A 22,006-nucleotide genomic window follows, 5' to 3' on the forward strand; every position below is an offset into this window, starting at 1 on the left:
TATTCATGACCCGCGCAACCATCACCGTCGACCGTGACTTCACCATCGGCGAGGTGCCGCGTCGCATCTTCGGCTCATTCGTCGAACACATGGGCCGCTGCGTCTACACCGGCATCTTCGAGCCCGGCCACCCCACGGCAACGGACGAGGGATTCCGCCAGGACGTGCTCGACCTGACCAAGGAACTGGGCGCCACCGTCGTGCGGTACCCCGGCGGGAACTTCGTGTCCGGCTACAACTGGGAGGACGGCGTGGGCCCGGTCGAGGACCGCCCCCGCCGACTCGACGGGGCCTGGCACACCCTCGAGACCAATGCCTTCGGTCTGCACGAGTTCGTGTCGTGGTCGAAGCTCGCGAACGTCGAGGTCATGGAGGCCGTCAACCTCGGCACCCGCGGCGTCGATGCCGCACGGGAACTGGTGGAGTACGCCAACCACCCGGGCGGCACCTACCTCTCCGACCTCCGCCGTAAGAACGGTGCGGAGGACCCCTTCGACATCAAGCTCTGGTGCCTCGGCAACGAGCTCGACGGACCGTGGCAACTGGGGGCGAAGACGCCCGACGAGTACGGTCGCCTCGCGCAGGAGGCCGCGAAGGCGATGCGCTACGTCGACGACACCATCGAGCTCGTGGCCGTCGGGAGTTCCAACTCGCGGATGCCCACGTTCGGCGAGTGGGAGTACGCCGTGCTCAACCACGCCTACGACGAGGTCGACTACATGTCGATGCACGCCTACTACTACGAGTCCGAAGGCGACGCGAAGAGCTTCCTCGCCAGTGCGGTGGACATGGACTACTTCATCGAGTCGGTGGTCGCCACGGCCGACGCGGTACGCGCCCGCGGCAAGCACAAGAAGTTCATCGACCTCTCGTTCGACGAGTGGAACGTCTGGTACCAGCGCGGCCTCGACACCGAGGACCAGCCGCACAACGTCTCGAAGGCCGGGTGGCGCGAGCACCCCCGCGTGATCGAGGACGAGTACAACGTCACCGACGCCGTGGTCGTGGGCACGCTGCTGAACTCGCTGCTGCGCCACGGCGACCGGGTGAAGATCGCGAACCAGGCGCAGCTCGTGAACGTGATCGCTCCGATCCGCAGCGAGGAGAACGGCCCGGCCTGGCGCCAGTCGATCTTCTGGCCGTTCGCGCGGATGGCGGAGCTCGCCAAGGGGCAGATCCTCCGCACCGCCGTGCACTCCGACAAGATCGACACGGCTCAGTTCGGTGACACCGACCTCGTCGACGTCAGCGCCACCTGGGACGAGGGGTCCGGCCGCGCCGCGTTCTTCCTCGCGAACCGCGGCCTGGATGAGGCGGCGACGGTCGAACTCGCGCTGCGCGGCTTCACGACCGGCCGCGTCACCCGTGCCGAGGTGCTGCACACCCCGGACGGCAAGGACCGCTTCGCCACCAACAACCTCGAGACCGGCGAGCAGGTGGGACTCCTTCCCCTCGACGGTGTGGAGGCTGCCGCGGGCGGTCTCACCTTCTCGCTGCCGGCCCTGTCCTGGGCGGTCATCGAGGTCGAGGTCACGAAGAACTAGTCTGAAGTCATGAGTGTCCGCGGGGCCGCCGATGAGGGTGGCTCATTCGATCCGCGTTATGACCGAGCCTTCCAGCGGGATGCTGGCGGCCGGGACGGCGACTTTCGAGTGAGCTTCGACTCCCCGGCGGCCCCGCTGGCGTATGTCGGCGCCGAACCGTCGGAGGCCTTCCGGGTTGCCACTCCGGACGGTGAGGCGGCGGTTCCGCCGAACGGTGCGGTAAACGTCGTGGGTGCGTCCGAGGCCGCGAGCGAGCGGAGCGCGGCCGAGGCCGCGTGGCGGGCTCGGGCGGCCCGGCGCTGGCTGGGGTACTCGGTCGCGATCGCCTGTGTCGCCGGGGCCTGCATGGCCTTCGGCATCGTGCTGGTCGTCACGGCGTACTCGAGCTTCGCGGCAGGCTCGGTGGGCGCCACCGCGGCCGATCGGCTCTGGCCCGAACTCGCGTTCCAGTTCGGCCCCGGCTTCTTCGTCGTCGGCCTGGCGGCGGCCGTTGGGCTGCTGTTCCTGCACGCCTTGCGCTGGCGACCGGAGCGCTAGAGGGCGTCATTTCCATCGCCGCCGCGTGCCATGCGGGGGTCCACCGTCTCGTCCTCGGGTGCCGAGGGCCGCCGACGTCGACGGGCCGAGGCGCGCACGGTCAGCAGCACCATCAGGGCCAGGATTGCGGCGAAGACCAGCCAGGGGAGCAGGACACCGAGGCCCACCGCGAAGGCACCGAGTGCGGCCAGCAGGCCGGTGAAGCCCGCGACGATGCCGGCCCAGAAGTTCCCCGGAGCGGCGGGCGGGGCGATCCCCTCGGAGAGCAGATTCAGTGTCACCGTGGTGAGCGCGACCGAATCGGCGAGCGAGGCGCGCTGCGCCTCCAGGCTCTCGAGCTCCGCCTGCCGGGTGGCGAGGGCGGACTCGACCTTCAGGAGGTCCTCGGTCGTCTCGGCCGTTTCCAGGAGGGCGAGCAGACGACCCGTCGAGGCGCGGAGCGCATCGATGCGTGCATCCAGGTCTTCCGTGCGCGCCGTCACGTCCGTCGCGGTGAGTTGCACCGACTCCACTTCGCCCATCCGCTGGAGGTCGTCGAGCGTCGCGGAGAACAGCGCGGACGGGATCCGCACCGTGAGGATGGCGCGCCCGCCGTCGTCCTCGCCCGGGGCGTACTCGACGCGCTCGTCCACCCGGCCTCCCGCCGTCTCCACGATCCGGGTCGCCTCGTCGGCGGCGTCGATCGGGTCCGTCACCGTCAGCGTGACCGATCCGGTGGTGATCACCGCCCGTCCGTCATCGACGTCCTCGCCGGGGACGTCCGCTCCGGATGACGGTGCGCCGCCCCCGGACTCGTCACCCACGGTGCCGCCTGTGCCGTTAGTGTCGGTGCCGTTTCCGCCGGGGTCCATCGCACCGGGCTCCGCGATGCCGGGCACCAGCGAGTCCTCGGAAGAGGCGCCGGCGCCCGTGCAGGCGGAGAGCGCGGGGAGCAGGAGGAACGCGAGGATCAGGGCGGCTGCCGCCGGAGTTCGTCTCATGTGCTCATGCAATGCCCTCGGCCCCGACATCGTCCAGCGTGACCGGGTCATCGTGACGGGCCTGTTAGGGGTCGGGAACGTTGGGGTGGTCCCGTAACGATCGAGCCGAGCTTCACGACGGAGGCAAAGTCCGTAGGGTCGGGGCATGGATAAGAGAACACTCGGACGCACCGGTACACCCGTCTCCGTCATCGGGCTCGGCACCTGGCAGCTCGGGTCGGACTGGGGCACGATCGACCCCGCCGACGCACGCGCCGTGCTCGATGCATCCGTCGACGCGGGTGTGACCTTCTTCGACACCGCCGACGTCTACGGCGACGGCCAGAGCGAGCGCTTCATCGGCGAGTACCTCGCCGCCAACCCGGACTCCGACATCACCGTCGGCACGAAGATGGGTCGGCGGGAGGCACAGGATCCGGCAAACTTCACGCTGGCCAAGTTCCGCGAGTGGACCGACCGGTCGCGCCGCAATCTGGGCGTGGAGCGCCTCGACCTCGTGCAGCTGCACTGCCCGCCCACCCCGGTGTTCTCCACGGACTCCGTGTACGACGCTCTGGACACCCTCGTGGAGGAGGGCGTACTCGGCGCGTACGGCGTGAGCGTCGAGACCACCGACGAGGCGCTCGCCGCCATCGCCCGACCGGGTACCGCGACAGTTCAGATCATCTTCAACGCTTTCCGTCTGAAGCCTCTCGACGCCGTGCTGCCCGCCGCGCTGGATGCGGGTGTGGGCATCATCGCGCGCGTCCCGCTCGCATCCGGGCTGCTGAGCGGCAAGTACTCGGCTGAAACCACCTTCGCCGAAAACGACCACCGCAACTACAACCGCGAGGGCAAGGCCTTCGACGTGGGAGAGACCTTCTCGGGCGTCGACTACGACAAGGGCATCGCCGCCGCCCAGGACTTCGCGCGCGCCGCGGAGGCCGCGAACCCGGAGCTCACGCCCGCGCAGGCCGCACTGGCCTGGATCGCCCAGCAGGAGGGCGTATCCACCGTCATCCCCGGGGCGCGCAACCCCGAGCAGGCCCGCGCCAACGCGGCCGCCGGTTCGGCGCCCGCCCTCGGTGCGGACTTCGAGCGTCAGGTGGCGGACATCTACGACCGCTACTTCCGCCAGGCGGTGCACCCGCGCTGGTAGGGGACACCCCAAAGGTCTAGCGCGACCCGGCGACGGGTCGCGCTAGGTGATGACGCCGACGGGCTCGGTGTCGGCGATCGGGCCGACATCGCGCCCGCGGAGGTCGGGGGAGTGCCGGCGGAACACGGCCGGGATGATCACGCCGACGGCGAGGCAGATCGACGCGACGACGAACGCGCCGGGAGCGCCCGAGGCGTCGATGGTGAAGCCGGCTGCGGCTGAACCGAGGGCCGCCCCGATCAGCTGGCCGGTGCCCACCCAACCGTAGGCCTCGGCGGTGTCGCTGAACTTCACGCTCGACGACACGATCGCGAAGATCACGGCGAGGGCGGGAGCGATGCCCACGCCCGCGATGAAGAGCGTGGCGGAGAGCCACCAGAAGTCCATCCAGAACGCGGCGAGCACCGTGCCGACGAACACGATGAACAAGCGGCGCGCCATCGCCCACGGGCCGATCGGCACGTGGCCGAGCGACAGGCCGCCCACGAGCGAGCCGATCGCGAAGATGGCCAGCACGAATCCCGCCTCCGGGCCCTCGTGACCGTACACGGCCACCACTCCGGCCTCGATCGCCGCGCACGCGGCCACCAGCAGGAAGCCCACGACGGTGCTGAGCAGTACGGCGGGGCGGCCGAGCACCACGCCGAAGCGACGCTTGCTCCGCGGGATGCGCACCAGCCCGAGCTCGGGCGAGGAGAGGAACCACAGGCCGCCCGCCACGAGGAAGCCCGCCGCGACCAGGATGCCCACGCCCGTGTTGATCTGGATGGCGAGGAACGTGGCGATGACCGGCCCGAGCACCCAGATGATCTCCTGCGCTGACGCGTCGAGCGAGAAGAGCGGGGTCAGCTGCTTCGAGGTGACCATCTTCGGGTAGATGGTGCGCACTGCGGGCTGCACGGGCGGGTTCGCGAGTCCCGCGACCAACCCGAGCACCATGTAGATCCACACCGGCGTCGGGGTCGGTGTGTCGAGCACGGCGATCGCGACCACCGCCGTGGTGCACACCACCGTGGTGAGGATGAGCACGGGACGCATGCCCCACACCCCCATCCATCGGCTGGTCAGCGGACCGGCGACGGCCTGGCCGATGCTGGTGGCGGCGAGCACGAGCCCGGCCGCACCGTAGGAGTCGTGGATGCGCTCGATGTGCATGAGGAACGCGAGCGAGAGCATGCCACTGGGCAGCCGGGCGAGCAACTGCGCGGAGATGATGCGAGCGACCCCGGGCGTCTTCAGGAGGTTCGAGTAGCTGCTCACAAGAGGACAATCCTAGCCGCCGAGCACCTCGGGCCCGCTCCGGCGGATACGCTGAGCGGGTGACTGCGATGCACCCGCCCGTGACCCGCGTGGAGTGGTCGGATCCGCGGGCTGTGGCCCTGCGGACGGCGATGGACGCGGAGATGACGGAGCGCTACGCGGGCCGTCACGACGACGACCCCGACTTCCCGGCGAAGGCCGCTCGTGCGTTCGGCGTCGCCGCCGATGACGTGGTGGCCACCGTACTGATGGAGGAGGCGGGCTCCGCCGTGGCCCACCTCGCCGTGCGCCGCCTCGGCGACCGACTCGAGGTGAAGAAGGTGTTCGTGTCGCCCGAGGCGCGCGGTCGCGGGCTCAGCAGGGTGCTGCTGAGCGAGGCCGAGCGCATCGCCCGGGAGAACGGCGCCGGATCGCTCGTCCTGCAGACCGGCGACCGCCAGCCCGACGCCGTGGCCCTCTACGAGAGCGTGGGCTACCGCCGCATCCCGATCTACGAGCCCTACCGGGAGATCCACAACAGCCTCTGCTTCGAGAAGCGCCTGGGCTGAGCGGCTATAGCGCAGGAGACCCGCGAGGTGGCGCGGTCGGTCAGCGCGGCGCCATGCGGATGGCGCCGTCGAGACGGATGGTCTCCCCATTCAGCATCGGGTTCTCCACGATCGCCCGCACGAGCGCGGCGAACTCGTCGGGATGCCCCAGTCGGGCCGGGTGGGGCACCTGCGCGCCGAGCGAGTGCTGGGCCTCCGCCGGCAACCCCGCCAGCATCGGCGTCTCGAAGATGCCGGGCGCGATGGTCATCACGCGGATGAGGTGCGAGGCGAACTCCCGTGCCAGCGGGAGGGTCATCCCGGCCACACCGGCCTTCGAGGCGGCGTAGGCGGGCTGCCCGATCTGCCCGTCGAAGGCGGCGATCGAGGCGGTGTTCACGATGACGCCGCGCTCCTCGCCGAGCGCCGGTTCCGTGCGCATCCGCTCCGCCGCGAGCCGAACCACGTTGAAGGTGCCGACGAGGTTCACGCGCACCACCCGCTCGAAGTCGGCGAGGGGGAGCGCACCCGACCTGCCGACCGCTCGGCCGGGGGTCGCGATGCCCGCGCAGTTCACCACGATGCGGAGCGGGCCGAGCGTCGCGGCGGCTTCGACGGCGGCACGCACGTCCCGCTCGTCGGTGACGTCGGCCGGCACGAACCGTGCCGTGCCGCCGAGCTCTGCTGTGCCGCCGAGCTCCGCTGTGCCGCCGAGCTCCGCTGTGCCGCCGAGCTCCGCTGTGCCGCCGAGCTCCGCTGTGCCGCCGAGCTCCGCTGTGCTCGCAACCTGTGCCGCCGCGGCGTCGCCGCCGGAGTCGGGCAGGTCGACGAGCACCACCGACGCACCGGCCGCCGCCAGTGCGGTCGCGGTGGCGAGCCCGAGTCCCGACGCGGCCCCGGTCACGAGGGCCGCGGCCCCGGCGATGCGCACGGGGATCAGCCCCTGCGGTACGGCGTGAAGATACGCATCACCGACGGGCCGCGGTTCGCCCAGAGGAAGTACGGGATGGCGACGAGTTCCACCCGCGAACCGGCGCCGCCGTGGGCACCGCCGTCCTGGGTACCGCCGTCCTGGGTACCGGGGCCGGCGTCGAGCGGCGCCCAGCCCGTCGTCGCCCAGGCCTGTTCGTCCCGCAGTACGGCCGGAACGCGCAGCACGACCGCGGTCGATCCGAGCAGGTCGGCGGGCTCGTCTTCGGCGATCGGTTCGTCGACGAGCAGGTCCACGCGGTTGAGGTCCACGCCGTCTGCCTGGTCGGGCGACTCGAAGCAGTAGACGAGCGGGCCCCGCTCGATCGCGACCTGGCCGCGCACGGCATCCGTTTGCGGGTGGGTGACCGTGTAGCGCGGACCCATGGGCAGCGTCATGGTGACCTCGTCTCCCTCGGTCCAGCGCCGCTCGACCTCGAGGTAGCCGGACGGGGAGGGTGCGGCGTTCACGGCCTCGCCGTTCACCGCGACGCGCACGGTATCGGCCCAGTCGGGCGACCGCAGGCTGAGCGTCCACGCATCCTCGGTGCTGGCGCGCACGGTGATGCGGACCGTGCCGTCCACGGGGTACCCCGTGGACATCTCCAGCGCCACGGTTCCGGAGGACACCGGAGCGGTGATCCTGGTCGGGACGTACTGGTGCACCTGCACGCCGGTGGAGTTCGACGTGGCGACGTAGGCGCCGAGCGACGCCACCGTGCGCAGGATGTTCGGCGGGCAGCAGGCGCAGACGAACCACGAGGGCCGGGTACCCGGCGCCTCGGCCCGCGGTGGTCGCTCTCCCACGGGAGCGGCGGGGCGCGGCGTGCGGCGCTGAGCGGGGTTCGCGTAGAAGAACGCGTTGCGCTCCGCCGAGGTGGATGCCGCGACCAGGTTGAACAGGCCGCGCTCGATCGAGTCGGCGTACCGCGACCGGCCCGTGGCGAGGAGCAGCCGCCAGGACAGCATCATGGCGCCGATCGTGGCGCACGTCTCGCCGTAGACGAGGTCCGGCGGCAACTCGAACGAGTCACCGAACGCCTCGCCCTCCACCCGCGAGCCGATCGCGCCGTTGACGTACGTCTTCGTCGCGGTCATCGACTCCCACTGGCGCTCCGCCGCCTCGAGCAGGGCGTCCTCGCCCGTCTCCAGGTATAGGTCGACTGCTCCCGCGATCAGGTACACCGCCCGCACCGCGTGACCGACCGTGGTGGTCTCCTCGCGGAACGGCGTCGCGTCCTGGTAGTAGACCGAGTCGAAGTTGCCATTGGTGTCGAGCTCGCCGTGCCCGCGAAGATCGAGGAACTGCTGGGCGAGCGTCAGGTACTCGCGCGTGCCGGTCACCCGGTAGAGCTCCACGAGTGCCATCTCGATTTCGGGGTGCCCATCGGTCTCGGTGCGCTTGCGGTCGCCGAAGTCCCCCACCAGCCGATTCGCCGCCGCGACCGCGATGTCGAGCACGTCGTCGCGGCCGGTCGTGCGCTTGTGCGCCACCGCCGCCTGGATGAGGTGCCCGATGCAGTACATCTCGTGGCTCCAGCCGAGCTTGGCGTAGCGCTCGCCGTTCCCCTCCTGCACGAAGGTGTTGAGGTAACCGTCGTCGCCTTGGGCGGCCGCGATCTCCCGCGCCAGGTCACCGATCACCCGGGTGAACTCCTCCGACGGCTCGACGCCGAGGTCCCAGGCGAGTCCCTCGAGGGTCTTGTACACGTCGGAGTCGGAGAACCACATGCCGGGTCGTTCCGCCGCCGACAGCGGCGTGCCCTTGGCGACGCGACGGAAGGCGTCGACCGCGCCGTCCTCTTCGATCCAGCGCACCGAGTGCGGCGCCGTCACCTCGCGGTTGGTCCTCTGCCAGTCGCTCCAGAAGCCGGAGGTGATGCGCACCTCGTCGAGGCCGAGCGGCGAGAACCGGAGGTGCTCGTCGGTGAGTGGTGCGACGGGGGCGATCGTCGGCCGTGTCGCGGGGGACGTCGACGCATTCATGGGGAGCTCCTCGGGGACGGCGCCGTTCCGGAAATGTTTCCGGAACGGCGGGCGAATCGCCTGCACTCTATGCCCTCTCCCGAGGCCGGTCAACGCCCGGTGTCGGCACCGGAGCCACGAGTCGACCGGTAGCGCTGGCGGAAATGTTTCCGCCCCGGCTATGGTGTGCAGGAACGAGCCGGAGGCGATGACATGGACACGGAGACCCCGTCCGCGACGGTCGGCAGGTCGCGGACCAAGGTGCGGGTAGCGGACATCGCCGAGCTGGCGGGCGTCTCGCCCGGGACGGCGTCGAAGGCGCTCAACGGGCGCGGTCAGCTGTCCCGCGACACCCGGGAGCGCGTGCTGGCCGCCGCACGCGAGCTCGGCATCCGGCCGACGATGCTTCCCCGCACCGGCGGAGGGGGCCGCACCTACACCGTCGGCGTGCTCACCGGTGAGAGCTTCGGTCGGTTCACCATTCCGGTGATGCTGGGAGCCGAGGATGCGCTCGGCGCCGGCCAGATCTCGGTGCTCCTCTGCGACGGTCGGGGTGACCGGATCCGCGAGCAGCACTACCTCCGCACGCTGCTGGCGCGCCGCGTGGACGGCATCATCGTCACCGGACGCGGTGATGACGAGCGTCCGTCGATCGGCAGCGACCTGCCCATCCCGGTGGTCTACGCGATGGTGCAGTCGGAGAACGAGTCCGACCTGTCGCTCATGCCCGACGACAACAGGGCGGCGGAGGTCGCCATCGATCACCTGCTGTCGACGGGGCGCCGCCGCATCGCGCACGTGACCGGTCCGCCGCATCACATCGCGTCACGGCGGCGCGCGGCCGGGGTGCGCACGGCACTGGAGCGGGCGGGCGAGCCGCTCGTGCTCGGGACGGTGCTGCACGGCGAGTGGAGCGAGCGCTGGGGTCGCGAGGCGGCGAACACGCTGCTCCGGGCGGACGAACCCTTCGACGGCGTGTTCTGCGGCAGCGACCAGATCGCGCGCGGCCTCGTCACGGGGTTGCGCGAGGCCGGCACCCGGGTTCCGGAGGAGGTCGGCGTGGTGGGGGTGGACAACTGGGACGTGATGGTCGAGGCGTCCCGTCCGCCGCTCACCACGGTGGATCTCGATCTGCACCGGCTGGGGCACCTCGCCGCGACGAAGCTCCTCCGCAGCATCGAGGGAGCGCCGCTCGCGAGCGGGGTGCAGTTCGTGCCGCCGCGGCTCGTCGCCCGGCAGTCGACCGAGACGGTGCCCCGGCGGGCGTGAGCGCCGTCAGACCCGTTCGATGATCGTGGCGTTCGCCATGCCCGCGCCCTCGCACATGACCTGCATGCCGTATCGGCCGCCCGACGCCTCGAGCTCGCCGATCAGGGTGGTGAGCAGCCGGGTTCCGGAACTGCCGAGCGCGTGACCGAGGGCGATCGCGCCGCCGCGCCGGTTCACCCGGTCGGGATCGGCGCCCACGTCGCGCTGCCAGGCCAGCGGCACCGGCGCGAACGCCTCGTTCACCTCGAACGCGTCGATGTCGTCGATCCCGAGGCCCGACCGGTCGAGGATGCGGTGCGTCACGGGGATCACGCCGGTGAGCATCTCGATCGGGTCGGAGCCGAGCACCGCCGACGACACGAATCGCGCTCGCGGTGTGAGCCCGAGCCGGGCGGCGCGGTCCTCGCTCATGATCAGCACGGCGGATGCGCCGTCGGTGAGCGGCGAGGAATTGCCGGGCGTGATGCACCAGTCGATCTCCGGGAAGCGGAGGGCGAGGCGCTCGTCCACGAAGGCGGGGGAGAGGTCGGCGAGACCCGCCGCAGTGGTGGAGGCCCGGATCGTCTCGTCGACGGTGTGCGAACGGGAGCCGCCGTCGGCATCCGGAACGGTCACCGGCAGGATCTCCGCCGCGAAGCATCCCGCCTCGGTCGCCGCTGCGGCGAGCCGGTGGGAGCGCGCGGAGCACTCGTCGAGTTCCGTCCGATCGAGGTGCCAGCGTGCCGCGATCAGCTCGGCGGAGATGCCCTGGTTCACGAGCCCGTCGGGGTAGCGTGCGCGCACGCGCGGGCCCCACGGGTCGCGGCCGAGGGTGGCGGAGTTGATCGGGTTCGTGCTCATGAGCTCCACACCGCAGGCGATGACCACGTCGTACGCGCCCGCCAGCACGCCCTGAACCGCGAAGGCCACTGCCTGCTGGCTCGATCCGCACTGGCGGTCGATCGTGGTGCCCGGCACGCTGTGCGGGAACCCCGCGCCCAGCACGGCGTTCCGGGTGATGTTCACGGCCTGCTCGCCGACCTGGGCGAGGCATCCGCCGATCACGTCGTCGACGAGGGCGGGATCGAGATCGTTGCGGTCGACGAGGCCCCGGAGCACCGTGGCGAGCAGGTCGACGGGGTGCAATGCCGAGAGCGCCCCGCCCGGCTTTCCCCGCCCGGATGCGGTGCGCACGGCGTCGACGAGAACGGCGGTGGTCATGCCCTCATTCTCTCTCCGGTGAGGGTTTCCCTCCAGCGCTGGGTCCCCTCCCCGGCGCCTCGCACTGCGTGCTCTACCAGCCCCGCTCCTTCCACTCGGCGAGCGACGGGCGCTCTGCGCCGAGCGTGGTGCTCTCCCCGTGGCCCGGGTGCACCCGGGTGTCATCCGGGAGCCGGTCGAAGACGCGCGTGACGACGTCGGTGTACAGCGACGCGAATCGCGCCGGATCTCCGCCGGTGTTGCCCACGCCTCCGGGGAAGAGCGAGTCCCCGGTGAAGAGGTGGGCCGGTCCGTGCGGGTCGCGATAGAGCAACGCGACGGACCCGGGGGTGTGGCCGCGCAGATGGATCACCTCCAGCTCGACGCCGTCGAAGGACCGCACGTCGTCGTGCCGCAACGGGACGTCGGTGGGCACGGCGATGTCCGCGATGTCATCGACCCCGGCGGCGGTCGGGGCCGCCGTGGCCTGCCGCACCTCGGCGAGCGCCCGCACGTGGTCCCAGTGCGAGTGCGTGGTGATGATGAGGCGGACGCGCGTGTCGACGTCGGCGTCCTGGCGCGCGTCGGACAGAAGGGAGAGGATGGCGGGGGCGTCGTCGGCGGCGTCGATCAGCACCTGGTCGCCGCTCGTCCTCGCGGTGAGCAGATAGACGTTGTTGCTCATCTCCGAGACGGAGATCCGGCGGATCGTCAGGTCCGTCAGCGTGTGCATGGCTTCGGTGTGCATGACTGCGTGGTCTGCCCGGTGTCGGTCGAGGTACCTACGGCACCGTCAGCTCGCCCATCCGGTTCCAGCCGTCGGCCGCGATCTGCTCGCTGATGATCTCGGGTGTCGCGACGAGCGCCTGCGGCATGATTCGCATGGCCTCGGCGAAGTGGTCGCTGTTCACGTGGGCGGCTGCCGCATCGTCCTGGAACGCCTCGACGAGCACGAACTGATGGGGGTCGTCGACGCTGCGCGACCAGTCGAACCAGAGGTTGCCGGGCTCTCGGCGAGTGGCCTCGGTGAAGTCCCGCGTGAGCTCGATCCAGCGATCGCTCCAGTCGGGCTTCACGGTGAACTTGACGACGATGAAGATCATGCGGGGTGCCTTTCGGTTGCTGCGGAGAGCTTCCGCGGGAGCTGCGGTATCGGACGCTGCGGCGGGCGCAGCGCTGTCGGTCCGCCTCAACCTATACGCCCCGGAGGACCAGTGCAGCGGAGGGCCTGGTTCATCACGGTTGGTCCCGCGTCCGGTCGGCGAGCCGCTGCTGCTGCCAGTGGTGCACGTCGCGCAGCCACTCCAACGGAGCCGACGGTCCGACCCTCGGGTCGCCCGCGCTCCGCCCATCCCGCTGCGCCTCGACGTACGCGCGATCCAGGTCGATGCGTGCGCGCACCGATCCCGCTCCACCGACGGACCCGTGGCCGGGAATGACCACCGTCACCTCGTCGGCCACGCTGTCGAACAGCTGCAGCGCCGCGAGGTAGTCCCCGATCGGGTCCGCAGCCTCGAGGTCGAGGAAGGGCATCAGGATGTCGGAGAGCATGTCGCCGGCGACGAGCACGCCGCTCCCGCCGATCAGGAGGGCGGCGTGACCGGGGGCGTGGGCCGAGTGCTCGAGGATCCGGATCGGCGGACCATCGAACGGAACGGACGCGGCTCCGTCGGGCAGGCCGGTGAGGAGCCCGAGCAGGTCCATCGGGATCTCGTCCGCGTGCTCGGGCGGGAGCCCGGGAGCCAGCCGGTCGCGCCAGTCCTCGTGCGAGAGCTGCTCCCGCATGGACGCCGCGCAGCGGGCCGTGCCGTAGCGGGGCACGTCGCCGAAGCGGGCGTGCCAGAGCACGTGATCCCAGTCCGGATGCGTGGCGAACCCCGCCTCGACGGGCGACCCCAGTCGGCGCACGTCGTCCGCGAGATCCGCTAGTTCGTCCTCCGTGATCCCGGGATCGACGAGCAGCACTCCGGCGCTGCCCCGCACGGCGACGGAGCTGCTCTGGAGGAATTCGCTCTCGTGGACGAACACATCCTCTGCGACCTCGTTCAGCATGGCGACCTCCCTGTCACCCGTTCGACGCTTCTTACTTCTCCTTGGCGAGCACCTTGACGATGCGCTGCAGCGACACGGGCTGCGCCGTCCCGAGTTGCTGCGCGAAGAGACTGATGCGCAACTCTTCCAGCATCCAGCGTGCCTGCGCAATCCTCTCGGGAGCGAAGCGTTCGAGTGGCAGGGTGCCGCCGGCGTCACGGTAGCGCGCGGTCGCCGTGCCGACCTCGGTCTGCCACGCCCGATCGCGCGCCGGGTTCTCCGGCAGCTTCTCCACGCGAGCGGTGATTCCCGCGAGATAGCGGGGCAGGTCCCGCAGGTGGTCGAGGCCGGTGCGCGACACGAAGCCGGGGTAGACGAGCGCGGCGAGCTGTTCCCGGGCATCCGTGAGTGCGCCCAGGAATGCCATGTTGGTCGCGCCCTTGATGGCCTTCTCGGCGGTGCGGACCCCGGAGAAGATCCGGGTCACCTGGCCCACCGTGTCGAACATGCTGTCCATGACCACACCGGAGACGCGGTCCCGCACGGAGTCGAACTCGGCCTTCATGAACACCTGCCCGCCGGGCTTCACCCGCTGCAGCACCGAGTCCACCACGGCGAGCAGGCAGTCGTCGAAGAGCGCCTGGGTGTTCTGGTAGGCACTCAGGGCGAGCGTGAGCTTCTCCGCCGAGGTGAGGTGCTGCTGCACGTAGGCGACCGGGGACGGAATGGCGAGGAGCAGCAACCGACGCACCCCCCCCGGCAGTTCCCGCGCCTGCTCGGCGGGGGTGGTGAGCAACCGGATCGCGACGCTCGAGCCCTCGTCCACGAGGGCCGGGTAGGCGCGGATGACGCTGTCGCCGTGCCGGGTGTCGATCGTGCGGGGAAGCTCGCCGAAGTCCCACGACGTGATGCCGGTGCGCTCGAGGGCGTGCGGCGTGGCCGCGGTCGCGGCGGCGACGCTCTCCCGCACGCGGGTGGCGAGCCTCCGCTGCAGCCCGGGCAGATCCTTGCCGCGGGCGACGGATTCGCCGCGGTCGCCGACGACGGCGAAGGTCATGCGCAGGTGCCCGGGCACGCGCTCGATGTCGAAGTCGCGGGGATCCACCTGCACTCCGGTGAGACGCTTCATCACCGTGGCGAGGGTGGCGAGGAACGCCTCGGCGGGCGTCTCGTCGGCGGGCTCGGGGAGCGCGGCGGCGATCCGCTCGGCCCACTCGGCGGCGGGCACGAAGTTGCGGCGGATCGCCTTCGGCAGGCTGCGGAGCAGTGCGGTGACGAGCTCGCCTCGAAGCCCGGGCACCTGCCAGTCGAAACCGAGCGGCGACAGGCCGGCGAGCAGCGGGAGGGGCACTTGCACGGTGACGCCGTCGTCCTCCGCGCCGGGTTCGAACCGGTAGCGCAGGGCGAGGCGTTGCTCGCCCTGCCGCCAGGTGGCGGGGAACGCGTTCTCGTCCACCGTCGCCGCGTCGTCCTCGTCGATCAACGCGTCGGCGGTCATGGTGAGGAGGTCTGGGGTCTTCGCCCGCGCGGTGCGCCACCAGCTCGTGAAGTCGCGCACCGTCGCCACCGTGTGCGGGATGCGCCTGGCGTAGAACTCGTACACGGCCTCGTCGTCGCTCAGGATGTCGCGGCGCCGGGTGCGTTCCTCCACCTCGGCGAGTTCGGCGAGGAGGCGCCGGTTGGCCCGGTCGAAGTCGAAGGCGCGGTCGCGGGTCGTCTCGTTGGGCCACTCGCCGTCGACGAGGGCGTGCCGCAGGAACAGCTCCCGCGCGTGGGCCGGATCCACCCGGGCGAACTGCGCGCGACGCCGGGCGATGATGGGCACCCCGAACAGCGTCACCCGCTCCCAGGCCACCGCGGCCCCCTGCTTCTTTTCCCAGTGCGGCTCGCTGAAGCTGCGCTTGACCAGGTCGCCGGCGATCGGCTCCGCCCACGCCGGATCGATGGCCGCGTTCATCCGCGCGAACAGGCGCGAGGTCTCCACCAGCTCCGCGCTCATGACGGCGTTGGGCTGCTTCTTGGCGAGCGCGGATCCGGGGAACAGCAGGAAGCGCGCCTGCCGGGCGCCCACGTAGTCCTTCTTGGCGGCGTCCTTCAGGCCGATGTGGCTGAGCAGACCGGCGAGCAGCGCCCGGTGCACGCCGTCGGGGTTCGCGGCGGGGTCGCCGTAGCTGAGTCCGAGCGGCTTGGCGAGCTGGCGGAGCTGGCGCAGCACGTCCTGCCACTCGCGTACGCGGAGGTAGTTCAGGTACTCCGCCTTGCAGAGCCGGCGGAACGCGCTCGACCCGAGCTCCTTCTGCTTCTCCTCGAGGTAGTTCCAGAGCGCGAGCAGGGACAGGAAGTCGCTCGTGGGATCGGCGAAGCGCGAGTGCTTCTCGTCGGCCTGCGGCCGCTTCTCGAGCGGACGCTCCCGCACATCCTGGATCGTCAGTCCGGCGACGATGATCATCACCTCGCGGCTGGTGTTGTGCTTCTTCGACTCGATCACCATGCGGCCGAAGCGCGGGTCGATCGGGAGCCGGGCGAGGTCGCGGCCGATGCGGGTGAGCGCGGGGTCGCCCTCCTTGGTGCGCACCACCGCGCCGAGCTCGGTGAGCAGGTCGATGCCGTCCTTGATGCCGCGCGAGTCCGGTGGCTGCAGGAAGGGGAACGCGGCGATGTCGCCGAGTCCGAGCGACACCATCTGCAGGATGACGGCGGCGAGGTTGGTGCGCAGGATCTCCGGTTCGGTGAACTCCGGCCGGCGGGCGAAGTCCTCCTCGGAGTAGAGCCGGATCGCGATGCCGGGACTCGTGCGACCCGATCGTCCGGAGCGCTGGTTCGCGGAGGCCTGCGAGATCGCCTCGATCGGCAGGCGCTGCACCTTGGCGCGCACGCTGTACCGCGAGATGCGGGCCGTGCCCGCATCGATCACGTAGCGGATGCCGGGCACGGTGAGGCTCGTCTCCGCCACGTTGGTCGCGAGCACGACGCGTCGGCGCACCCCGGCCTGGGCGGACGGGCGGAACACCCTGTGCTGGTCGGCGGCGGAGAGGCGTCCGTAGAGCGGGAGCACCTCAGTGGCCCGGTCGAGCGCCGAGCCGGAGGAGAGCCGGCCGCGGATCGATTCCTCGGCGTCGCGGATCTCGTTCTCGCCGGAGAGGAAGACGAGCACGTCGCCCGGTGACTCGGCCGCGAGCTCGTCGAGCGCCGCGTTGATGCCCTCGAGGTAGTCGCGATCATCGGCGGCGGGGCGATCCTCGGCATCCGGATCATCGTCGTCGAGCTTTTCCGCGACGAGTGGGCGGTAGCGGATCTCCACGGGGAAGGTGCGGCCCGACACCTCCACGATCGGCGCGCCGCCGAAGTGCCGGGAGAAGCTCTCGGGGTCGATCGTGGCCGAGGTGATGACGACCTTGAGGTCGGGGCGCTTCGGCAGCAGTTCGCGGAGGTAGCCGAGCAGGAAGTCGATGTTGAGGCTGCGCTCGTGCGCCTCGTCGATGATGATCGCGTCGTACTTGCGCAGCAGCCGGTCGGAGTGGATCTCGTTCAGCAGGATGCCGTCGGTCATGAGCTTCACGCGGGTCTCGGCCGACACGCGATCGGTGAAGCGCACCTGGTAGCCGACCAGGGCGCCGACCTCCGACCCGAGCTCCTCGGCGATGCGCTCCGAAATGGTGCGCGCCGCGATCCGGCGGGGCTGCGTGTGCCCGATGCTGGTCCGCCCGAGCTCGAGCAGGATCTTCGGCAACTGGGTGGTCTTGCCGGAGCCGGTCTCGCCCGCGACGATGACGACCTGATTCTCGCGGATGACGTCGGCGATCTCGTCGCGCATCTGGCTGACCGGCAGCTCGGGCGGGTAGGAGATGCGCAACGGCGTCTCGGGCAGGGTCGCGGACATAGCCTTCCATCGTAAGCCCACGCGGCGTCCCTCGATCCGCGAACGATTCCATTTCCGCCGGTGAGATCGGCGCGCGCCCGGCGTACCGTGGAGGGATGCCGAATCGACTCGTCGACGCCGTGAGTCCGTACCTCCGCAGCCATGCCGACAACCCGGTCGACTGGTTCGCCTGGGGGGATGATGCGTTCGCCGAGGCCGCCCGCCGCGACGTGCCGATCCTCGTCTCGATCGGTTACTCCACCTGTCACTGGTGCCATGTGATGGCGCGCGAGAGCTTCAGCGACCCGGCGCTCGCCGAGGTGCTGAACGACCGCTTCGTCTCCATCAAGGTCGACCGCGAGGAGCATCCCGACGTCGACTCCACCTATATCGCCGCCGCGAGCGCCTTCACCGGCAACCTCGGCTGGCCGCTGAACGTGTTCGTCACCCCGGAGGGGAAGGCGTTCCACGCGGGCACGTACTCCCCGCCCGAGGCCCGCGGGGGGCATCCGTCGTTCCGTCAGGTGCTCGATGCGGTGTCCGAGGCGTGGCGGGATCGCCGCGGCGATGTCGAGGACAACGCCGCCCGGCTCTCGGAGGCGTTGACCGCGGCGGCCGCCGGACTCGCCACCGCGAGCGACGTGCTCCCCGGCCCGGGCGACTACGAGCGGATCGCCGTCGAACTTCTCGGCTACGAGGACGAGCGGTTCGGCGGCTTCGGTACCGCACCGAAGTTCCCGATGGCGCCCACGCTGCTGTTGCTCGAGAGTCTCGGCGGCAGCGGCATCCTTCCCCCGGAGCGCTCCCGCGAGGTGCTGACGCTCGCCGAGCGCACGCTGCGACTCATGGCGGCGTCCGACCTGCGCGACCCGGTGGAGGGCGGGTTCTTCCGCTACTCCACGCGGCAGGACTGGACCGAGCCGCACTACGAGCGCATGCTCTACGACAACGCCCTGCTGCTCGACGCCTACACCCGGCTGCTGCAGCGGAGCATCGGCGACCCCCGCGCCGAGGCCGACACGGTCACGGGCATAGCGGACTTCCTCACCGGCGTTCTGCAGCGTCCGGAGGGCGGCTTCGCCTCGGCGCAGGACTCCGAGAGCATGGTGGACGGCGTGCGGGTGGAGGGCGGGTACTACGCCCTCGACGCCGACGGTCGCACGCGCCAGTCACCGCCCGCGCTCGACGGCAAGGTGCTCACCGGGTGGAACGGGCTCGCTCTCGGAGCGCTGGCGCGGGCGGGCGCCGCCCTCGATCGCCCGGACTGGCTCGATTCGGCACGGCGGGCCGCCGACTTCGTGCTCGGCACCCACGCGTCGAACGCCTCCGCACCGAACATCTCCGCGCCGAACACGTCTCATCCGAACGCCTCGGCGGACGGATACGCGTCGCTGCTGCGCGCCTCGCTCGACGGCCGCGCGTCGTCGGCGACCGCCACCCTCGAGGACTTCGGCATGCTCGCCGGCGGGCTCATCGACCTCGCCCTCGCGACCGGAGAGGTCTCGTATGCCGAGGCCGCGCGCGGCCTGATCGACGCCACCCTCACTGGAAACCCCGCCGCCCCGTTCGCGCCGCCCACCGGCGGCGATCCCACGCTCGCGGCCTTCGGGCTGGCGCTCACCGTGGACCTGAGCGAGGGGGCCTACCCGTCGGGCCTCAGCGCCTGCGCGTCGGCGAGCGCCCGCCTCTCCCTGCTCACCGCGGACACCCGGTACGCCGCGGCCGCCCGCGCCGCGCTGGGTCTCGCAGCCCCGGCCGCGGCCCAGCGCCCGGTGTCGTTCGGTGCGGCGCTCGAGGCCAGCATCGACCTGACGGTGCAGCCGACCCAGCTCGTCGTCGTGCTGCCGTCCCCGATGTCGACGTCGACGTCGACCGCGACTCCGACCGCCGTCGACCCGCTGCTCGACGTGGCCCGCTCGGCATTCGGTGCCGGTCTCGGCGCGGGGTCGGTCACCGCGGCGGTGACCGCCGCTCAGGCGGAGGCGTTCTCCGCCGCCGGCTTCGAGCTGTTCGACGGCCGTGCCGCGGTCGGGGGCGAGACCACCGCGTATCTGTGCCGCGACTTCGTCTGCCGCCTGCCCGTCACGGAGGCGGTGGCGCTCCGCACGGCGCTCGAGGCCGTCGTAGCCTGAGAGCTTCCACGCGTTTCCCCGGAGGTTTTCCCATGCCCACATCCGTTCCCGCCCTCGTCGCCGCATCCGCGGGTGCACGCTTCGAGCGCACGACCATCGACCGCCGGGATGTCGGTGAGCACGACGTGCGCATCGACATCGCCTTCGCCGGAATCTGCCACTCCGACATCCACCAGGCGCGCGAGGAGTGGGGCGCGGCCATTTTCCCCATGGTGCCCGGCCACGAGATCGCCGGCACCGTCGTCGAGGTGGGTGCCGGGGTGACGCGGCACCGGGTGGGCGACCGCGTCGGTATCGGCTGCTTCGTCGACTCCTGCCGGACCTGCGAGAACTGTGAAGCAGGGGAGGAGCAGTTCTGCCTGAAGGGCAACGTCGCGACCTACAACGGTCGGGACTACAGCGGCGACGAGACCTACGGCGGCTACAGCACCGGCATCGTCGCCGACGAGAACTACGTGCTGAGCATCCCGGACGGCATCCCGCTCGACGCCGCCGCGCCGCTGCTCTGCGCGGGCATCACCACCTACTCGCCGCTGAAGCACTGGGGCGCGGGTCCCGGCACGAAGGTCGCCGTGGTCGGCATGGGCGGACTCGGCCACATGGGGGTGAAGATCGCCGCGGCGCTCGGCGCCGAGGTCACCGTTCTCAGCCAGACGCTCTCCAAGCGCGACGACGGCCTGCGTCTCGGCGCCACCGACTACTTCGCCACGAGCGATCCCGACACCTTTCCGGCGAACGCCCGGCGTTTCGACCTGATCCTCAGCACGGTATCGGCCGACCTCGACATCGACGCGTACCTGTCGATGCTCACCCGGAACGGTTCGATGGTCTTCGTCGGACTGCCGGAGAACCGCCAGAGCCTCAGTGTCTTCTCGCTCGTGGGTGGCCGCCGCAGCCTCGCCGGATCGAACATCGGCGGGATCCGGGAGACCCAGGAGATGCTCGACTTCTGCGCGGCCCACGGACTGGGCGCCGACGTGGAGGTCGTGACGGCCGATGGGGTGAACGAGGCGTACGAGCGCGTGGTCGCGAGCGACGTGCGCTACCGGTTCGTCATCGACACGTCGACCATCGCCGGCTGACTCGCAGCACGGGTGGTTGCGGACCCGCGATCACCCGGCGCATGACGAAGGCCCCCGGAGCGAACTCCGGGGGCCTTCGTGTGCGGGTGCGGGGTGTTACGCGCGCGAACCCTTGCGTCCGGTGACGAGGCCGTAGATCAGCAGAACGATGATCGCTCCACCGATGGCGAGGGCCCAGGTGCCGAGGTCGAAGAACTCTTCGATGCCGCGGTTGAAGATGAGCGAACCGAGGAATCCGCCGAGCAGAGCTCCGATGACGCCGAGGACGAGCGTTGCGATCCACCCGCCGCCCTGCCTACCCGGAAGGATCAACTTCGCGATTGCGCCGGCGATCAGACCGAGGATCAGGTAACCAATGATGCCCATGTGACATAACTCCTATGCAGATAATTCGCGACCCCGAGTCGGGTTTCGCAGTCGCGGCCCCCGGTTGTGGGGATTCGCTTCTCCAACACTGGCACGCAGAACATCCCAAGCAAAGCCCAAGATTTCTCACAGGGCCGAAAAGAATAACAATCGTTATCTTCTAATTCCGGTCTGACCGGCGATAAATCGACCACATGCGGATCGAAAAGATTAATGTACCGATGACCAGCCACGGCACCAGGGGAGTGATGTGAAACAGCATAGCCCCCAGCGTGAGTACGATGCCGACGGTGAGCACGAGCACGAAGCGGACGAGCTCGGGCCGGGGCGCATTCATGCTGAGCGATCGGTTCGCGCGGGGCGGGGCATGCCCCCCAACCTACCCCGCGTGCGTCGGAACGTTAGGGTGAAGCGGTGCAGCGGAGGTCCACCAGTTCCCGGAGGTTCACCGGTCCTCAGGCGTTGACCGGTTCGCGGGGATTCACCGGTTCGCGGGGGTTCACCGACTCGCCGAGCGGTCCCCGGTCCGCCGTCGTTTTCGGGGTTCTGCGGATCGGCATGGCTGCGCTCATCGTGGCGAGTATCGCCACCCAGGTCGCCGACGCGATCGATCATGAGGTGTTCGAGCCGTCGGCCTATTTCGCCTACTTCACCGTGCAGACGAATGTGATGAACGTGGTGGCACTCCTCCTCGGTGGGGCGCTCCTCCTCCGGAGACGTCCCGAGCCCGGCCTCTTCACAAGCGCCCGGATGGCGACGGTCGCCTACGCCGCGGTCACGGGCGTCGTCTATGCCGTGCTCCTGCGCGGCACCGGCGTCCCCGCGTACGAGGCGGTCCCGTGGCCGAACGAGGTGCTGCACGTGATGGCCCCGCTGTTCATTCTGCTCGACTGGTTGTTCGCACCCGGGCGGACGGCGGTGCCTTGGCGCGGGCTCTGGCTCGTGGTGGTCTATCCGCTGGTGTGGCTCGGTTTCACGGTGGGTCGTGGCGTCCTGAGCGGCTGGTATCCGTATCCGTTCCTCGTGCCGGGCGAATCCGGTGGCTGGGGCGGCGTGGCGCTGTACGTGCTGGGGATCGCGCTCTTCGTGATCGGGGTGGCGTCGGCCGCCATCGTGCTGAGCCGGTCCGATCGTCGCGTTCGCCGCCGCGGGAGCCGGTAGCACCGGG

20 protein-coding genes and 1 tRNA gene are annotated in these 22,006 nt (G+C 70.5%); 8 read left to right on the forward strand and 13 right to left on the reverse strand.

What is annotated here, in order from left to right; genetic code table 11:
- Positions 1-74 precede the first annotated feature (74 nt).
- The 3 genes from EY822_RS09815 to EY822_RS09820 all read right to left on the reverse strand — a co-directional run bounded on the left by EY822_RS09815 (position 75) and on the right by EY822_RS09820 (position 1,388).
- Positions 75-851: a hypothetical protein gene (locus EY822_RS09815; RefSeq protein ID WP_227497178.1), complete on the reverse strand. Its 777-nt coding sequence runs from the start codon at positions 849-851 to the stop codon at positions 75-77.
- Entirely contained in the window at positions 794-1,168 is a 375-nt protein-coding gene (locus tag EY822_RS15445; protein WP_227497179.1) for a hypothetical protein, read from the reverse strand. Before EY822_RS15445 ends, EY822_RS09815 begins: the two co-directional genes overlap by 58 nt.
- Positions 1,169-1,305: 137 nt before the next feature.
- A tRNA-OTHER gene (locus tag EY822_RS09820) sits at positions 1,306-1,388 on the reverse strand.
- Here EY822_RS09820 and EY822_RS15450 point away from each other — a divergent pair.
- Both EY822_RS15450 and EY822_RS09825 read left to right on the forward strand, forming a co-directional pair.
- Positions 1,374-1,544, forward strand: coding sequence for a hypothetical protein (locus EY822_RS15450; protein ID WP_227497180.1), 171 nt, complete (start codon positions 1,374-1,376; stop codon positions 1,542-1,544). The genes EY822_RS09820 and EY822_RS15450 overlap by 15 nt on opposite strands.
- A 9-nt stretch (positions 1,545-1,553) precedes the next feature.
- Positions 1,554-2,081 carry a hypothetical protein gene (locus EY822_RS09825; protein WP_150308101.1) on the forward strand — a complete coding sequence of 176 codons (528 nt, stop codon included), beginning with the start codon at positions 1,554-1,556 and terminating at the stop codon, positions 2,079-2,081.
- Here the strand turns inward: EY822_RS09825 and EY822_RS09830 are convergent.
- A complete protein-coding gene (locus EY822_RS09830; RefSeq protein WP_227497181.1) occupies positions 2,078-3,061 on the reverse strand; it encodes a DUF4349 domain-containing protein in 984 nt (327 codons plus the stop codon). The two genes, EY822_RS09825 and EY822_RS09830, sit on opposite strands and share 4 nt — an antisense overlap.
- Positions 3,062-3,206: 145 nt before the next feature.
- Here EY822_RS09830 and EY822_RS09835 point away from each other — a divergent pair, with 145 nt between their 5' ends.
- A complete protein-coding gene (locus EY822_RS09835; RefSeq protein ID WP_150308103.1) occupies positions 3,207-4,199 on the forward strand; it encodes an aldo/keto reductase in 993 nt (330 codons plus the stop codon).
- Between the two features lie 42 nt (positions 4,200-4,241).
- Here the strand turns inward: EY822_RS09835 and EY822_RS09840 are convergent, their stop codons facing one another.
- Positions 4,242-5,459 (reverse strand): MFS transporter, encoded by a 1,218-nt coding sequence (locus EY822_RS09840; RefSeq protein WP_150308104.1) that lies wholly within the window; start codon positions 5,457-5,459, stop codon positions 4,242-4,244.
- A gap of 68 nt (positions 5,460-5,527) precedes the next feature.
- Here EY822_RS09840 and EY822_RS09845 point away from each other — a divergent pair, with 68 nt between their 5' ends.
- The gene (locus EY822_RS09845; RefSeq protein ID WP_150308870.1) at positions 5,528-6,007 is read left to right on the forward strand and encodes a GNAT family N-acetyltransferase; all 480 of its coding nucleotides are present in this window, start codon (positions 5,528-5,530) and stop codon (positions 6,005-6,007) included.
- Between the two features lie 40 nt (positions 6,008-6,047).
- Here the strand turns inward: EY822_RS09845 and EY822_RS09850 are convergent, their stop codons facing one another.
- Positions 6,048-6,917, reverse strand: coding sequence for an SDR family NAD(P)-dependent oxidoreductase (locus EY822_RS09850; protein WP_150308105.1), 870 nt, complete (start codon positions 6,915-6,917; stop codon positions 6,048-6,050).
- Between the two features lie 5 nt (positions 6,918-6,922).
- A complete protein-coding gene (locus tag EY822_RS09855) occupies positions 6,923-8,941 on the reverse strand; it encodes a glycoside hydrolase family 127 protein (RefSeq protein ID WP_150308106.1) in 2,019 nt (672 codons plus the stop codon).
- Between the two features lie 192 nt (positions 8,942-9,133).
- On the opposite strand from EY822_RS09855, the gene EY822_RS09860 reads away from it, so the two are divergent.
- Entirely contained in the window at positions 9,134-10,189 is a 1,056-nt protein-coding gene (locus EY822_RS09860) for a LacI family DNA-binding transcriptional regulator (protein WP_150308107.1), read from the forward strand.
- Positions 10,190-10,195: 6 nt separating this feature from the next.
- On the opposite strand, the gene EY822_RS09865 is transcribed toward EY822_RS09860, so the two are convergent.
- The 5 genes from EY822_RS09865 to hrpA all read right to left on the reverse strand — a co-directional run bounded on the left by EY822_RS09865 (position 10,196) and on the right by hrpA (position 17,279).
- Positions 10,196-11,389, reverse strand: a complete 1,194-nt coding sequence (locus EY822_RS09865; protein ID WP_150308108.1) for a thiolase family protein — start codon at positions 11,387-11,389, stop codon at positions 10,196-10,198.
- Between the two features lie 73 nt (positions 11,390-11,462).
- The gene (locus tag EY822_RS09870) at positions 11,463-12,116 is read right to left on the reverse strand and encodes an MBL fold metallo-hydrolase (RefSeq protein WP_227497182.1); all 654 of its coding nucleotides are present in this window, start codon (positions 12,114-12,116) and stop codon (positions 11,463-11,465) included.
- Positions 12,117-12,150: 34 nt separating this feature from the next.
- Entirely contained in the window at positions 12,151-12,471 is a 321-nt protein-coding gene (locus EY822_RS09875; RefSeq protein ID WP_150308109.1) for a putative quinol monooxygenase, read from the reverse strand.
- 133 nt (positions 12,472-12,604) lie between these two features.
- Positions 12,605-13,420, reverse strand: a complete 816-nt coding sequence (locus tag EY822_RS09880) for an MBL fold metallo-hydrolase (protein WP_150308110.1) — start codon at positions 13,418-13,420, stop codon at positions 12,605-12,607.
- Between the two features lie 31 nt (positions 13,421-13,451).
- Positions 13,452-17,279, reverse strand: coding sequence for an ATP-dependent RNA helicase HrpA (gene hrpA, locus EY822_RS09885; RefSeq protein WP_150308111.1), 3,828 nt, complete (start codon positions 17,277-17,279; stop codon positions 13,452-13,454).
- A gap of 95 nt (positions 17,280-17,374) precedes the next feature.
- On the opposite strand from hrpA, the gene EY822_RS09890 reads away from it, so the two are divergent.
- Positions 17,375-19,390 (forward strand): thioredoxin domain-containing protein, encoded by a 2,016-nt coding sequence (locus EY822_RS09890; protein WP_150308112.1) that lies wholly within the window; start codon positions 17,375-17,377, stop codon positions 19,388-19,390.
- Between the two features lie 32 nt (positions 19,391-19,422).
- Positions 19,423-20,472, forward strand: coding sequence for an NAD(P)-dependent alcohol dehydrogenase (locus EY822_RS09895; RefSeq protein WP_150308113.1), 1,050 nt, complete (start codon positions 19,423-19,425; stop codon positions 20,470-20,472).
- Positions 20,473-20,568: 96 nt separating this feature from the next.
- Here EY822_RS09895 and EY822_RS09900 read toward each other — a convergent pair whose 3' ends face one another.
- Positions 20,569-20,838 (reverse strand): GlsB/YeaQ/YmgE family stress response membrane protein, encoded by a 270-nt coding sequence (locus tag EY822_RS09900; RefSeq protein ID WP_150308114.1) that lies wholly within the window; start codon positions 20,836-20,838, stop codon positions 20,569-20,571.
- Positions 20,839-21,396: 558 nt separating this feature from the next.
- Between EY822_RS09900 and EY822_RS09905 the strand changes: the two genes are divergently transcribed.
- Positions 21,397-21,999 (forward strand): Pr6Pr family membrane protein, encoded by a 603-nt coding sequence (locus EY822_RS09905; protein ID WP_150308115.1) that lies wholly within the window; start codon positions 21,397-21,399, stop codon positions 21,997-21,999.
- Positions 22,000-22,006: the final 7 nt, after the last annotated feature.

It is taken from the genome of Planctomonas psychrotolerans (assembly GCF_008642235.1).
GTDB lineage: Bacteria > Actinomycetota > Actinomycetes > Actinomycetales > Microbacteriaceae > Planctomonas > Planctomonas psychrotolerans.